The sequence below is a fragment of the Acidobacteriota bacterium genome, from assembly GCA_009861545.1.
GTDB lineage: Bacteria > Acidobacteriota > Vicinamibacteria > Vicinamibacterales > UBA8438 > WTFV01.
The window spans coordinates 1-13,586 of sequence record VXME01000163.1 but is presented as its reverse complement, the minus strand read 5'-3'; the positions used below and the strand labels follow the sequence as shown (position 1 = coordinate 13,586).

12 protein-coding genes are annotated in these 13,586 nt (G+C 68.8%); 7 read left to right on the top strand and 5 right to left on the bottom strand.

The window, feature by feature from the left end; genetic code table 11:
* Positions 1 to 48: 48 nt before the first annotated feature.
* The 3 genes from F4X11_25595 to F4X11_25585 form a co-directional block, all read right to left on the bottom strand.
* Positions 49 to 1,542: a hypothetical protein gene (locus F4X11_25595; GenBank protein MYN68350.1), complete on the bottom strand. Its 1,494-nt coding sequence runs from the start codon at positions 1,540 to 1,542 to the stop codon at positions 49 to 51.
* Positions 1,543 to 1,630: 88 nt separating this feature from the next.
* Positions 1,631 to 2,977 carry a DUF1552 domain-containing protein gene (locus tag F4X11_25590; GenBank protein ID MYN68349.1) on the bottom strand — a complete coding sequence of 449 codons (1,347 nt, stop codon included), beginning with the start codon at positions 2,975 to 2,977 and terminating at the stop codon, positions 1,631 to 1,633.
* The gene (locus F4X11_25585; protein MYN68348.1) at positions 2,974 to 5,388 is read right to left on the bottom strand and encodes a DUF1592 domain-containing protein; all 2,415 of its coding nucleotides are present in this window, start codon (positions 5,386 to 5,388) and stop codon (positions 2,974 to 2,976) included. The genes F4X11_25590 and F4X11_25585 overlap by 4 nt, the downstream gene beginning before the upstream one ends.
* A gap of 523 nt (positions 5,389 to 5,911) precedes the next feature.
* Here F4X11_25585 and F4X11_25580 point away from each other — a divergent pair.
* From F4X11_25580 to F4X11_25565, 4 genes are all read left to right on the top strand, one after another.
* Positions 5,912 to 6,166, top strand: coding sequence for a type II toxin-antitoxin system VapB family antitoxin (locus F4X11_25580; protein MYN68347.1), 255 nt, complete (start codon positions 5,912 to 5,914; stop codon positions 6,164 to 6,166).
* Entirely contained in the window at positions 6,163 to 6,522 is a 360-nt protein-coding gene (locus tag F4X11_25575; GenBank protein MYN68346.1) for a type II toxin-antitoxin system VapC family toxin, read from the top strand. Before F4X11_25580 ends, F4X11_25575 begins: the two co-directional genes overlap by 4 nt.
* A 70-nt stretch (positions 6,523 to 6,592) precedes the next feature.
* Complete coding sequence (locus F4X11_25570) at positions 6,593 to 8,608, top strand: DUF1592 domain-containing protein (protein MYN68345.1); 2,016 nt, start codon at positions 6,593 to 6,595, stop codon at positions 8,606 to 8,608.
* Between the two features lie 82 nt (positions 8,609 to 8,690).
* Positions 8,691 to 9,563, top strand: a complete 873-nt coding sequence (locus F4X11_25565) for an FRG domain-containing protein (protein MYN68344.1) — start codon at positions 8,691 to 8,693, stop codon at positions 9,561 to 9,563.
* A gap of 149 nt (positions 9,564 to 9,712) precedes the next feature.
* Here the strand turns inward: F4X11_25565 and F4X11_25560 are convergent, their stop codons facing one another.
* Positions 9,713 to 9,910 carry a hypothetical protein gene (locus F4X11_25560; GenBank protein MYN68343.1) on the bottom strand — a complete coding sequence of 66 codons (198 nt, stop codon included), beginning with the start codon at positions 9,908 to 9,910 and terminating at the stop codon, positions 9,713 to 9,715.
* Between the two features lie 248 nt (positions 9,911 to 10,158).
* On the opposite strand from F4X11_25560, the gene F4X11_25555 reads away from it, so the two are divergent.
* The 3 genes from F4X11_25555 to F4X11_25545 all read left to right on the top strand — a co-directional run bounded on the left by F4X11_25555 (position 10,159) and on the right by F4X11_25545 (position 12,174).
* Positions 10,159 to 10,440 (top strand): BrnT family toxin, encoded by a 282-nt coding sequence (locus F4X11_25555; protein MYN68342.1) that lies wholly within the window; start codon positions 10,159 to 10,161, stop codon positions 10,438 to 10,440.
* Positions 10,400 to 10,693 carry a BrnA antitoxin family protein gene (locus F4X11_25550; GenBank protein ID MYN68341.1) on the top strand — a complete coding sequence of 98 codons (294 nt, stop codon included), beginning with the start codon at positions 10,400 to 10,402 and terminating at the stop codon, positions 10,691 to 10,693. The genes F4X11_25555 and F4X11_25550 overlap by 41 nt, the downstream gene beginning before the upstream one ends.
* A gap of 110 nt (positions 10,694 to 10,803) precedes the next feature.
* Entirely contained in the window at positions 10,804 to 12,174 is a 1,371-nt protein-coding gene (locus F4X11_25545) for a DUF1552 domain-containing protein (GenBank protein ID MYN68340.1), read from the top strand.
* An 89-nt stretch (positions 12,175 to 12,263) separates the two neighbouring features.
* On the opposite strand, the gene F4X11_25540 is transcribed toward F4X11_25545, so the two are convergent.
* The coding region (locus tag F4X11_25540; GenBank protein ID MYN68339.1) for a response regulator at positions 12,264 to 13,586 on the bottom strand (1,323 nt) is incomplete at its 5' end.

Genomic DNA, 13,586 nt, shown 5'->3' with positions numbered 1-13,586 from the left:
TGCTCTCCATGAACCTGCGCAGGCAGGTGCCTGCGCAGGTCAGGAGGTCTACTGCCCGACAGGAACGGCCACGCCCGCCGCTTGCATCGCCGCGCGAACGGCGGCGGCGGTCGCCGGGCTGCTCACGATGTTCATGCCGCGGTGCACGCCGGCCGCGATGTCGAGCGGCGTCCAGCCCTGAGAATTGGGTTGGTTCCAGACGTCGACGTTGGCGCCCGCCTCGGACAGCAGCGCCACCACGCTGGGTACGTGCTTGTAGGCGGCGCCGTGCATGGCGGTCTCGCCGTTGTCGTCCATGGCGTTCAGGTCGCCGCCGAGCTCCAGCGCCACCTGGACCGCTTCGAGCACCTCCGGCTCGGTACCGGGATCCTCGCCCGGCGCGGAAGTACCGACGCCGGCCGCCACCATGAGCGGTGTCGTGTCGTCCTCGTTCGGGAGCAGCGGGTCCGCACCCAGCTCGGCAAGCAGCCGCATCAGGTCGGCGTCTCCGGTACGCGCCGCGAGCAGAAACGGCGTCCCACCGAGGAAGTTGAGGCGCGTGATGCCGGCCGGCGGCCGGACAGCGACGCGCGCATTCACGTCGGCGCCCGCGGCCACGATCTTGCGCACGAAATCCAGGCTCGTCATGGCGCCGGAACCCTTGGGCGCCGGGTTGTTGCTGCCGGCGATGCCCGCCTTGCGCACCCACGAGACCTGGTGCAGCGCGGTCCAGCCGCGCGAGGCGACGTTGACGTCGGCGCCCCGGTCGACCAGCAGGCCGGCCAGCTCGTAGTGCGCGTTGGCGGCCGCCAGCAGGAACGCGTTCAGGCCGGTGGCCGCGCGCTCGGCGCTGGTGCCGCCGCGGCGTGTCTCCTGGGTGACGGGAAGCGCCTCCTCGACGTCGACCCCCGCTTCCAGCAGCGTCTGGACGACATCGATGCGCCCTTCCCGCACCGCGAACAGCAGCGGGGTCCACCCCTTCGCGGACCGTGCAGAGACATCCGCCCCGTACGACAACATGGCCGGGATCAACTGCGCGTGCCCCTCGGCCGCCGCCCACATCAGGGCAGTCTGCCCGCGCCAGGACTCGGCCGCGTTGACGTCGGCGCCGCGCTCGAGCAGCAACCTGACGACGTCGAGATCACCGGTCCGAGCCGCCGTCATCAAGGGCGTCTCGCCCTCTGCCAGCGCCGTGTTCGCGTCGGCCCCGGCATCGAGCAGCAGCTCCACGACGGCCGCGTTGCCGTTCGTGCAGGCCAGAGACAGTGGGCGAACGCCGTAACGGTTGGCTGCCGCTGCATCGGCGCCTGCTTCGAGCAGGAGACCGACGATGGCGCCGTCGTTGGCATGCACTGCCCAGTGCAGCGGCGTCGTGCCGTCGGGATCCGCAGCGGTAGCGTCGGCGCCGCGTGCCAACGCCGCGCGCACGCCTTCCGCGTCGACCGCGTTGATCGCGGCGATCAACCCGGGGTCGGCCGCTTCCGCCGCCTCGGCCGGGCCGAAGCCGGCCGACGCAACCGCAATCAACGCGAACGCCGCCGACGAGAGGATTGAGCGGTGCATGGGAAGCTCCTCACAAATACGATGCGGGCTGCCGGCCTGAACGAAGCCGACAGCCCGCGGTTACTGCAATCGCCCGCCGTCCGCTTCGCTACAGCGACAGCGGTTCGACCACTTCGCCGAGGTGGCCCGTGCTGTCGGCGAACTCGTCGAGGTGCACGCCGGCGTCGTCGAGCAGCGTCAGGTGCAGGTTCGCCATCGGCGTCAGCTCGTCGTACTTGACGTGCCGGCCGCCCTTGATCTTCGACCCGGCGCCGCGCGCCACGACGATGGGCAGGTTGCGGTGATCGTGCACGTTCGGGTTGCCGAGCCCGCTGCCGAGCAGGTACGTCGTGTGGTCGAGCAACGTCCCGTCGCCGTCCTCGGTCGTCTTCAGCTTCTCGACGAGGTAGCCGAAGAGCGAGACGTGATACTGGTTGATCTTCGCCAGCTTGGCGAGCTTCTCCGGGTCGTCGACGTGGTGCGACGTCGGGTGATGCGGCTCCGGCACGCCGATCTGCGGGTAGGTCCGCGTGCTCGCCTCGCGCGCCATCTGGAACGTGATGACGCGGGTCAGGTCGGCGCGCAGGGCCAGCACCTGCAGGTCGTACATCAGCTTGACGTGATCCTCCCAGACCTCCGGCACGCTGGTCGGACGGGTCAGGTCGCTCAGCGGCGAGCCGGCGGCCGACTGCTCGGCGCGCTGGATGCGCCGCTCGACCTCGCGGACGGTGTCGAGATACTCGTTCACCCGGTGCTTGTCGCTCGTGCCGAGCTGCGACTGCAGGCTGGCCATGTCGTCGAGCACCCAGTCGAGGATGCTGCGGTTGGTCTTCAGCTCCGCCTGCCGCTCGGCCGGTGTGCCGCCGTCGCCGAAGAGCCGCTCGAAGACGACGCGCGGGTCGGCCTCGGTCGGATTCGGGGCGGTCGGCGACGCCCACGAGAGGCTGTTCATGTAGACGCAGGCGAACCCGTTGTCGCAGTTGCCGACCTGCGCGATCAGGTCGGTCCCGATCTCCAGCGACGGCAGCGGGGTGTCGCGGCCGATGTGCCGCGCCGCGATCTGGTCGACCGAGGTCCCGTTGACGTAGTCGCTGCCCTCGGTGCGCTTCGGCCGCACGCAAGTCAGGAACGAGGAGTTCGCCGACGCGTGGTTCCCGGAGATGTGCGCCTTGTCGATCTCGAGGTTGGTGATGATGCTCACGTTGTCGAGATGCGGCGTCAGCGGCGACAGCGAGGACGAGAGCTTCGTCAGCTTGCCCACCTCGGACGGCGTCCAGGGCACGGGGTTCATCCCCATCGGGATGTAGACGTAGCCGAGCCGCCGCGGCGCCGCCGCTGCCGTCTTCGCCATCGCGGATGCGGCCGGAACCATGGCGTCCAGCAACGGGAGCGCCAGGGTGGCCCCGACGCCGCGCAGGAACGTCCGCCGGGGAAGCGCCGTCTTCGTGATCATCATGACTGGGATCTCCTCATCTGGAAGGGCGTGCTCTCTACGATGCCGAGGATGAGCGACGACAGCCGATAGTCGTCGGCCGCCGCCGCTCGGGTTATCGCGCGAAGCGCCGGTGCGTCGGCGTGGTCGAGGCCGCGGCCGAGCGCGTAGGTCAACAGCTTCTCCGCCACGGTGCCGACGAACACCTCGGGGCGATCGAGCACCGCTTCGCGCAGGCCCGCCACGCCGTCGAAGTCCTCGCCGCCCGGCAGGTTGCCCGCCGCGTCGATGGCCGCACCGCCCTCGACGTCCCGCCAGCGCCCGATGGCGTCGAAGTTCTCCATCGACAGGCCGGCCGGATCCATGATCCGGTGGCAGACGGCGCACTGCGGATTCTGGCGATGCGCCTCCATCCGCTCGCGCATCGAGACGATGCGCGTGTTCGAGCGGGTCTCGTCGAGCGGCGGCACGTTCGCGGGCGGCGCCGGCGGCGGCGTCCCGAGCAGGTTCTCGAGAATCCACTTGCCCCGCAGCACCGGGGACGTCCGCGTGGCGTACGAGGTCACCGTGAGGATGCTGCCGTGCCCGAGCAGGCCGGCCCGGGGGCTGCCCGCGGGCAGGTCCACGCGCCGGAAGTGGTCACCGTAGACCCCCGGGAAGCCGTAGTGGCGCGCCACCCGCTCGTTGACGAAGGTGTACTCCGCCGTCAGCAGGTCGACGACGCTGCGGTCCTCTTCGAGGACACTCTGGAACAGCAGCTCCGTTTCGCGGCGGAAGCTCTGCCGCAGGTTGTCGTCGAAGTCCGGGAACAGCCGGGCGTCCGGCCGCACCGCGTCCAGGTTCCGCAAATGCAGCCACTGCGAGGCGAAGTTGGTCGTCAGCGTCTCGGCCCGCGGATCGGCCAGCATGCGCCGCACCTGCGCCCGGAGCACGGCCGGGTCGCTCAGCCGGCGGGCCGCCGCCATGTCGAGCAACTCGTCGTCGGGCACGCTGCTCCAGAGAAAGAACGACAGCCGGGAAGCCAACTCCAGGTCGCTGACCCGGTAGGGCGCCCCGGGCGCCACGCCGGCCGGATCGCGCTCGATGCGGAACAGGAACTCGGGGCTCGCGAGCAGCGCGCGCAGCGCCGTCTCGATGCCCGTCTCGAAGCCGCCCGCGGTATAGCCCCGGTGATAGAAGGAGACGAGCTGATCGAGGTCGTCGACCGTGACCGGGCGCCGATAGGCGCGCCGCGCCAGCCCGGCGATGATCGCGGTCGCACACTCCTCGGCCTCGTCGTCGGCGGCCTCGGACGGGGGACGGCACGAGAAGATGCGCTCGCGGCTCGGCGTCTCCCCCACCCCGGTCGGATCGAAGGGACCGACGATCGATACCGACCGCACCGCCGGTTGCTGCCGGGGATGCCGGTCCATATTGAAGTGGGCGTCGTAAGGCTGCCGGGTCGTCTCGATGAGCGCCGAGTTCTTCTTGATGAAGGTCGCACCCACCACGTGCGGTCCCGCCGGCACGGGGATGCGCACATTGAGGTGATTGTCGATGCCCTCGTCCGCGTAGTACGCGGCGTTGGCCTGCATGACGTAGTTCCGGCTCGGCTCCATGGTGAACAGGGCGAGCCGGTCTCCATCGAGGGTGATCTCCACGTCGTGCGGCTCGGTCAGCCCCTCGACGTTCTCGTTGCGGTTCCGCTGCAGCCGGACCTGGATCTCGTACTCGCCGTCGGCGGGAAACGTGTGATCGACCGCGGTCCCGCCGCGCGTGCCGAACGGCAGGCCGGCGACGTGATCCTCCTGGGTGCGGTCCGCGGGCACGACCACCACGCGGCTGCCCGGCGCCGGCAGGTCGCTCCCCACCGCCAGCCCGCTGACCCGCCGCGCCGCCGCTAGGTAGCGCTCCATCAGGGTCGGCGACAGCCCGCCGGCGTTGACGTTGTCGAACCCGAAAGCGGAGTCGTCACGCGGCAGGAGCGCCGTGACGTCGATGTCGAGGTCCAACATGTCGCGCACGGCGTTCTGGTACTCGGTCCGGTTCATACGGCGGAACGTCGCCGTGCGGCCGGGGTCGGGCGTGGCCTCGGCGGCCGCGTCCAGGGCCGTCTCGATGGAAGCCAGCACGCGCGCGTAGGTGGCGTCGTCCGGACGGGGGCGCGGGCGCGGCGGCATCGCGCCGGCGCGCATCTTCCGCACCACCTTCTCCCACACGTCGCGGTGCGCCGCGACGTCCGCGACGTCGACGTTCTGCAGCGAAAGGCCGCCGGTCTCGAGCCGGTCGTTGTGGCAGGTGACGCAGTAGCGTTGGACGACCGCCTGGTCGGCGGATACGGCCTCGCCGGGCGCAGCACTCTGCGCGGCCGCCGTTGCCGGACCGACGGCGCCCGCCGCCAGAGACACGCAAACGATCACCGCGGAGCGCAACTTCAGCCGGCGCATGGTGGCCATCCTTCAGTCCTTCAAAGAGGCCTCGGGTATCCCCTGTCGGGAGTCCAGCCTCCGGGTTTCGAGTACGGCGCTCGGCGGTATTCTACACGCCCGGCGACCGGACCGCTAGCCCGATTTCCGTCCGGATTTCCCGGCGCGAGCGGCAACCCGACCCCGCAGCCGGCTCAGAGGCAGAAGTCGTCCTGCCGCCGCCGGAGCATTCGCCCGACACACGGACTCGCCCGCCACCATATGACCATGGTCACGACCATGGTAAGATAGAGGCACGAATGTCGCTTCCGGGAGGCAAATCGTGAAGACCGATACCGGCGGTTCGACCGGTACTCGGACCATCAAGGCGTCCGAGTTCAAGGCGAAGTGCCTCAAGCTCATGGACGAGGTCGCCGAGAGCGGCGAAGAGATCGTCATCACCAAGAACGGCCGGCCGGTATCGCGGCTGGCGCCGTACCGGGAGAAGTCCCCGGGTCTGTTCTTCGGCCGTGATCGGGACAAGATCCGTATCCTCGGCGACATCGTCTCCCCGATGCCCCCGGAGTGTCCCAGGGGCGAGTTCGTTGACGCGGATTCGGACCATCGTGGAACGACGATCCACATCGATGACGAGTTGATCCGGCAAGCCGCGCGACTGACCGGTGTCGACGAGAGGACTTCCCTCGTGCGACAGGGGCTGCAAGCGTTGATAGCGCGAGAGAGCGCCCGCCGGCTGGCGGCCCTGGGCGGCAGCGAGAAGGACCTGCGTCCCATCTCCCGGCGCCGGTCGCCGTCGGGCGGACGATGATCCTGGCGGACACGTCGGTCTGGGTAGACCACCTGCGCAACGAGGACCACGAGCTCGCCACGCTGCTGCGCGAAGGCATGGTGCTAGGTCATCCGTTCGTCGTCGGGGAGCTCGCGTGCGGCTCCCTGTCCGATCGCGATCACTTCCTGCACCTGCTCGCCGCGCTCCCGCAGGCCGAGGTGGCGGAACACGAGGAAGTCCTGCAACTCGTTCGCAGCCGACGCCTTCACGGGCGCGGTCTCGGCTGGATCGACATGCATCTGCTGGCGTCCGCCTTCCTGGAGAGATGCGTGCTGTGGACCCTCGACAAGCGCCTCGAGACGGTCGCAGGCGAGCTTGGCGTCGCGGCCCGCTGACGGAACGCGCGACGCGAGGCAGACAGGTCGCCCTGTGCTAACGTTGCACCTTCCACCGACATATTTGGCCATGAGCACGCTCCAACGCGTCACCATGTTCGCGCTCATCCTCGCTGCCGCGGCAGGCGCGGGGCGCGCGTCCGCGCAAACCACGGCCGGTCCGGGCGTCGACGACGGGGCCCCGCATCCCGCGGCCCCCTTGCTGGAGCAGTACTGCTTCGGCTGCCACGGCCCGGAGACGCAAACCGCCGGGGTCAATCTCGACGGGTTGATCGCCCAACGCCCGCTGGTGCGCAACCGCGAGGCCTGGACGCGGGTGATCGACGCCGTCGAGGTAGGCAAGATGCCGCCCGCCGGCGCGCCGCAGCCCGCCAGCGCCGAGCGCGAGAGGCTCCACGCCCTGCTGTCGGACTCCATCGACAACTTCGACTACTCCACGGTCGACGACCCGGGCTACGAGCCGGTGAAGCGGCTGACGCACCGCGAGCTCGACAACACGCTGCGCGACCTCGTCGGCGCGAACTTCACCCTCACCGACCGTTTCCCCGCCGAGCTGGTCGGCGCGAGCGGCTTCGACAACACGGCCAACACCTTGTTCCTCGAGTCGACGCTGATGGAGCGCTACATCGCGGCGGCCGAGCGGGTCGTCGAGCTGATGCTGCCGTCTGAGCCGGCGACCGACGCCGAACGGCGCGCGCATGAGCTGGTGTTCATCGCCAGGCCCGGCGGCGGCATCGGCGACGAGGAAGCGGCCGAGTTGGTGCTGCGCCACTTTCTCGGGCGGGCCTGGCGCCGTCCGCCGAGCGAGGCGGACGTGACGCGGGCGCTCGGCCGGTACCGCGCGGCGCGCGAGGCGGGGGAGGCGTTCCAGGACGCCGTGAAGGTGGTCCTGCAGGCGATACTCATCTCGCCGAAGTTCCTGCTGCGCGTCGAGACGCCGCCCGCGTCCGCGGACGGTGAGCCCTACCGCGTCAGCGACTGGGACCTGGCCTCGCGCCTCTCCTACTTCCTGTGGTCCTCGATGCCGGACGCCGAGCTCCGTGACCTCGCGCGCCGCGGCGCGCTGAGCGACCCGGCCGTGCTCGAAGCGCAGGTCGACCGGATGCTGGCCGACCCGAAAGCCAACACCCTCGGCACCAGCTTCGCCGCCCAGTGGCTCGGCTTCCAGCACGTCGGCTCGCGCATCTGGCTCGACCCCATCGACAACCCGTGGTGCACCGACACGCTGATGACGGCGATGCGCGACGAGTCGTCGCTGTTCTTCCTGTCGCTCGTCCGCGACAACCAGCCCATCCGCCGGCTCATCGACGCCGACTACACCTACGTCAACGAGGAGCTCGCCACCACTCTCTACGACATGACGGGAATAGAGGGCGAGCACATGCGCCGCGTGGCGCTCGACGACCCGAACCGGGGCGGCTACCTCGGGCACGGCAGCGTCCTGGCCCTGACGTCGAACTACAAGGACACGAGCCCGGTCAAGCGCGGCCACTACATCCTCGACGTGCTGCTCGGCACCCCGCCCCCGCCCCCGCCGCCGGGCGCGGGCGTCCTGTCCGAGGAGCTCGGCGACCTGCGCCGGCTCAGCTTCCGCGAGAAGCTGGAGATGCACTCCAGCAATCCCACGTGCAGCGCCTGCCACAGCCGCATCGACCCGATCGGCTTCAGCCTGGAAAACTTCGACTACTTCGGCCGCTGGCGCGACAGCTACCACTTCCGGGAGCGCGTGGAGACCGAGGAGGAAGCCGACGAGATCCGCATCATCGAAGACACCAACGTCTTCACCGAGAAGCGCTTCTACCGCAACACCTACACGCCGATCCAGGCCGCCGGCTCGCTACCGAGCGGCACCGCGTTCGCCGGCCCGGCCGGCCTGAAGCGCACGCTCCTCGAGGAACGCCACCACGACCTCGTCCGGCAGACCGCATCGAAGATGCTCGCCTACGCCCTCGGCCGCCAGCTCGAGTACTACGACGAGCCGGCCCTGCGGAAGATCCTCGCCGCGCTCGAGGCGGACGACTACCGGTTCCAGACGCTGGTGAAGGAGATTGTCGTCAGCTATCCGTTCCAGTACAAGAAGCAGTAGCGAACGTCGCGAACGGTCTCGTCCTCGATTTTTGATTTTCGGTAGCACGATCAAGGACTACCAAAGGCACCTGCAGAGGAGAATGGCGGAAGTGAGCGATCGGAGAGACCAGCAGACCCCCGCGCAGAAGTTCAAGAACGACTACCATAAGCATGACGGCTCGGTCGTAGTCCCGTGCAGCGACAATCCAACGCAGATACGGATAGATGATCCGGCCGTCTTGGCGTCGTTTATCGCATTCTGCAGTGGCCCCTGTCGCCCAGTTTTTCTCCGAGGAGAAACGCGGTGTTTTCCGAGCTCGGTTCCATCTTTGTTTCGGAACGCCGGAAACGAATTGGAACAACGTTGGGCTGCTTACAAGTGCTTTCTGAACCGACTGCAGGAACTACACCCCCCGCTCAGGGGCACTCGGTGGCAAGGAACAGAGCACTTGGGTGCGGTGCTTCAACATTATGGAATCAGGACCCCGTGGCTCGACGTCGTACGCAACCTCTACACCGCGATCTGGTTCGCCACTCACGACTTCGAAACGCGCGGCTCTTGTTTCGTAGCGACAACGAGCGAGAGGGAACACGGCTATATTTCCATATACGACGCTCGCCCGGAAGGAAGAACCTGGCTGAAAGTCGTTGACCTCTGGGGTGACGACTCCTCAAGACACTTCAGACCACATGCGCAGCACGGCCTGTCACTTGCAAAGCAGGACGACGATGGCAACCCACGCGGCAAACAGGACCTTGAGCCCTACCGTATCGCCCACGTTCGCTTCCCGAACTCCCGACAGTGGGCACTCTGCGGTCACATGTTCTCGGCCCGGTTCCTGTTCCCGGCTCCGGAGTACGACGATTCTCTGAAGCAGCTCAGCCGTCCCGACATCCAGAGCACTCTCGACAGGGCCTGCACCGAGAACGACCTTCCCCGCGGCACTCTCGGTGTCGTGTCCCACTACATGTGATACTTGGCGACGCCTCTCCACCACCCATCATGAGGAGAGGAGGCTACGATGCGACTCGTCCCCCGCGATGTGGCCGATCAAGTCGTCCAGCGCCCCCGAGGCGATGGCTGCCGCCAAGCCGGCGGCGCGCCTCGCGGACTTCGCCCAGACTACGCATCGCCGCCGAGAAGCCATTTCCGACGTAGCTCCGCCTCGACCTCATCGTGTGGGAGCGTCAGACCGGCATCGGCGTCGGCCCGCCCCTGCTGTACCGTCTGGGCCACGTACAGGTAATACAGCACGTCGTCCAGACTGCAATCCTCGGGTAGTCGGTCCAAGACGGCGCGAGCGGTCTCCTTGGCGGTCATGGCGACGGAACCCGAGATCAGGATAGCAGGTGCCGAGCAGAGTCGTGAGGTAGACACCACCAAGGGGGTCGAGGGAGCCTCTCGGCGCGTTCCCGGCTGGTCGGAGCTACACTCGTAGCTCGCGTGGCGCCGCCCCGCCGGCAGCAGACAGCCATCGTGGAACCGGACGGCCGGACGCCGCTCGACAACGTCGGTCACTTGACCATAGCCTCTTTCTGCAGCTACATTTGTAGCTACAAGCGTGCAGGATGGCGGAATACGAATGGGACGAAACCAAGAGCCGAGAGAACTTGGCCAGACAGGGCATCAGCTTCCACGACGCCGAGGCGGTCCTCGCCGGCTCCTGCGTGACGTCCGAGGATACGCGCCGAGATTACGGAGAACCGAGGTTCATCACGATCGGACTACTGAGAGGTCGCACGGTGGTCATCGCGCACACGCCGCGCGGCGGGCGCACCCGGGTGATCTCCATGAGAAAGGCGAACAGCCGTGAAACCAGACGCTATCGGGAGCGACTTGAAGCGCGTTGACGCCCTGCGAGACGAAGACATCGACTACTCCGATATTCCGGAGTTGGACTCCGACTTCTTCCGGAAGGCGCGGGTGGTGGTTCCGCCCCGCAAGCAGCAACTGACGATCCGCCTGGACAGCGACGTGCTTGCGTGGCTGAAAGGCCGGGGCAAGGGATACCAGAGCCGCATCAACGCAATCCTGCGCGCCTACTACGAGGCGCATCGGGACGAGACTCGACCGGGAAGACCCGGCGGCCACCCGGCCGGGTAGACGATGGCGTGCCGGCGGCACTGAACCGCAGCAACCCGCATAAGGGTGCGCGTGATCTACACTGTGGCAGTCGGAACGAGCACACGCGATCGGATCGAGGAACTGACCCGATGACGACACGACGCATCTCCCGGCGGACCGTGCTGCGCGGAATCGGCGCCACGATGGCGCTGCCGCTGCTCGACATCATGCGCCCGGTCTCCGCGTTCGGCGGAGGCGCGCAGGCGGCTCCCGGTGCGGCCGCGGGCGCGCGGCGGCTGGCGTACCTGTACTTCCCGAACGGGATCGCGCGCGGCTCGTGGCACCCGGCCGAGACCGGGCCCGACGGGCGAATCGTGAAGCTGAACGAGTGGATGAGTCCGTTCGAGCCGTTCAAGGACGAGCTGATCATCCCGCGCAACGTCTGGACGCCGCTGGGCAACGGGCACGTCGGGGGCACACCGACCTGGCTGACCGGATTCGACTACGACCGGCAGGCGGTCAGCGCCGGCGGCGTGTCGGCGGACCAGATCGCCGGCCGGCACACCGGGCGGGAGACGCTGCTGCCGTCGCTGGAGCTGTCGACCCGGGGCGAGGGGTTCTTCTCAAACTCGCTGTCGCGCAACAGCATCTCGTGGTCGGCGCCGGACCGGCCGCTGCCGCGCGAGGTGGAGCCGCGCGCCGTCTTCGACCGCATCTTCCGGCCCCCGTCCGGCGGAGCGAGCAACCGCTCGGTGATGGACGCCGTGCTCGAGGACGCGAAAGCCCTCCGCCGAACCGCCAGCACGACCGACCAAGTGCGCCTGGACGAGTACTTCGACTCGATCCGCGCCCTCGAACGGCGCATCGAGTTCTCCGAGCGGCGCTCGACCGAGATGGGCAGGGACAAGGCGCTGACCGACACGCTCATGGCCCCGGAGCCGGGGATCCCGTCCGACCACGGGGAGTATGTCCGCCTGATGATGGACCTGCTGGTCGCCGCGTTCCGGTCCGACGCGACGCGCGTGGTGACGTTCATGCTCGACCACGGGCAGTCGAACCGCTACTTCAACTTCATTCCTGGCGTGAAGGGCACGTGGCACGCGCTGTCGCACTACAAGAACGCGTCCGGCAAGACCGAGGACGACGACGGCGTCACCTCGTGGAGCTCCCCCGAGGAGAAGCAGCGGATGTACCTGGAGGTCATCCGCTGGCACCACGAGCAGGTGGCCTACCTGCTCGGGCGCCTCAAGTCCATCGAGGAGCCGGACGGCCGGACGCTGCTCGACAACAGCATGATCGTCTACGGCGCGATCCTCGGCGACGGCAACGCGCACGATCCCGACGACCTGCCGACGCTGCTCGCCGGCCGCGGCGGCGACACCATCGACAGCGGGCGGGCGATCGAGTTCGCCGAGCCGACCGACCTCGCCAACCTGCACCTGTCGCTCCTGCAGCGGATGGGGGTGCCGATCGACCGCTTCGGGAACAGCACGACGCCGATGCACGAGATCGACGCGTAACGACAAGGGGTGATCGGTGAAAGTCTCGCCGCTGATGATGTGCGGGTGGGGCCGCACGAGGTAACCCGGCAGGGAATCGGTACGACCCGCTACGCCTTCTCCGGGCGCGGCATGCGGTAGCCGACACGACGCTCGGTGAGGATGTAGGTCGGCTCGCCGGTGTCGTCGCCGAGCTTGCGGCGCAGCCGCTGGACGTAAGCGCGCACGAGCTTCGGATTGGCGTGGCTGCGCCCGCTCCACACCTGGCGCAGCAACGCTTCGTAGGTCGCGACCCGTCCGGCGCCGAGCGAGAGCACGCGCAAGAGCTCGTACTCGGTGGCCGTCAACGCCAGCGGGCGACCGCCGAGGGCGACCCGCCGGTGGGCGTAGTCGATCGCCAATTCGCCCAGCACGAACAGGTCGGGCTCGGCGCGGCGGCGAAGCGCCGCCCCGATGCGCGCCGTCAGCTCCGTCTGCGAGAAGGGCTTGACGACGTAGTCCTCGGCGCCGGCTTCGAGCGCCCGCGCGATGGTCTCGTCGCGCCCGTAGGCGGAGACGAAGATGACCGGCAGGTCAGCGAGACCGGGTACGGTCTCCATCAGCTCGATGCCGTCGGTCCCGGGCAGGATCAGGTCGAGCACTACCAGGGCGGGCTTTTCGGTCTCGAGTAGATTGGGCAGCTCCTGGTGGTCGGTTGCGACCAACGGGGCATAGCCCGCCCCGAGCAGCGCGTCGCGCAGGTAGCGCAGCATCTGCGGGTCGTCGTCCACCACCAGGATGCGCGTCTTCTCCCCGCCCGCCGGCGCCTTCTGCCCGCCCGCCGACGGCGCCACGCGCCGCTCCGATGCCGCACCGGCGACGGCGGCCACCTCCCCGGCCAGCGGGACCGTAAAGGTAAAGCGCGCGCCCTGACCCGGCCCGGCGCTCTCGGCCCGGATGCGCCCGCCATGCGCCTCGACCAGCCCCTTGCAGATGGCGAGCCCCAGCCCACCTCCGACACCGCGCTCACCGTCTCCGGCAGCGGGGTACTTCCGGAACAGGTGCGGCAGGCGCTCCGGTGCAATCCCCCGCCCCTCGTCCGAGACCGAGACTGCGACGTGCATGCCGTCGCGCTTCGCCCCGATGCGAATCGGCGTGGGCTCCCGGGAGTGCCGCGCGGCGTTGGCGAGCAGGTTGTTCAGCACCTGGACGATGCGCCCCCGGTCGGCCAGCACGCGGGGCAGGTCCGCCGGCAGGTCGATGAGCACGGTGTGCCGGCTGTCGCCGGAGAGGAACGCAGTCCGCGCCTGCTCGACCAGCTCGCCCAGCGCCGAAGGCTCGGGCGCGACCGAGAGCGTACCGGCATCGATGCGCCCCGCGTCGAGCAGGTCGCCGATCAGCGCGCTCATGCGGTCGGCCTGCTCGTCGATGATGCGGAAGAACTGCCGCGTCTC

What these genes read in the sequence shown, in the direction of transcription:
- F4X11_25595 (MYN68350.1), bottom strand. Translation starts at nt 1,542, where the DNA reads ATGCACCGCTCAATCCTCTCGTCGGCGGCGTTCGCGTTGATTGCGGTT.
- F4X11_25590 (MYN68349.1), bottom strand. Translation starts at nt 2,977, where the DNA reads ATGATGATCACGAAGACGGCGCTTCCCCGGCGGACGTTCCTGCGCGGC.
- F4X11_25585 (MYN68348.1), bottom strand. Translation starts at nt 5,388, where the DNA reads ATGGCCACCATGCGCCGGCTGAAGTTGCGCTCCGCGGTGATCGTTTGC.
- F4X11_25580 (MYN68347.1), top strand. Translation starts at nt 5,912, where the DNA reads ATGCCCCCGGAGTGTCCCAGGGGCGAGTTCGTTGACGCGGATTCGGAC.
- F4X11_25575 (MYN68346.1), top strand. Translation starts at nt 6,163, where the DNA reads ATGATCCTGGCGGACACGTCGGTCTGGGTAGACCACCTGCGCAACGAG.
- F4X11_25570 (MYN68345.1), top strand. Translation starts at nt 6,593, where the DNA reads ATGAGCACGCTCCAACGCGTCACCATGTTCGCGCTCATCCTCGCTGCC.
- F4X11_25565 (MYN68344.1), top strand. Translation starts at nt 8,691, where the DNA reads ATGGCGGAAGTGAGCGATCGGAGAGACCAGCAGACCCCCGCGCAGAAG.
- F4X11_25560 (MYN68343.1), bottom strand. Translation starts at nt 9,910, where the DNA reads ATGACCGCCAAGGAGACCGCTCGCGCCGTCTTGGACCGACTACCCGAG.
- F4X11_25555 (MYN68342.1), top strand. Translation starts at nt 10,159, where the DNA reads ATGGCGGAATACGAATGGGACGAAACCAAGAGCCGAGAGAACTTGGCC.
- F4X11_25545 (MYN68340.1), top strand. Translation starts at nt 10,804, where the DNA reads ATGACGACACGACGCATCTCCCGGCGGACCGTGCTGCGCGGAATCGGC.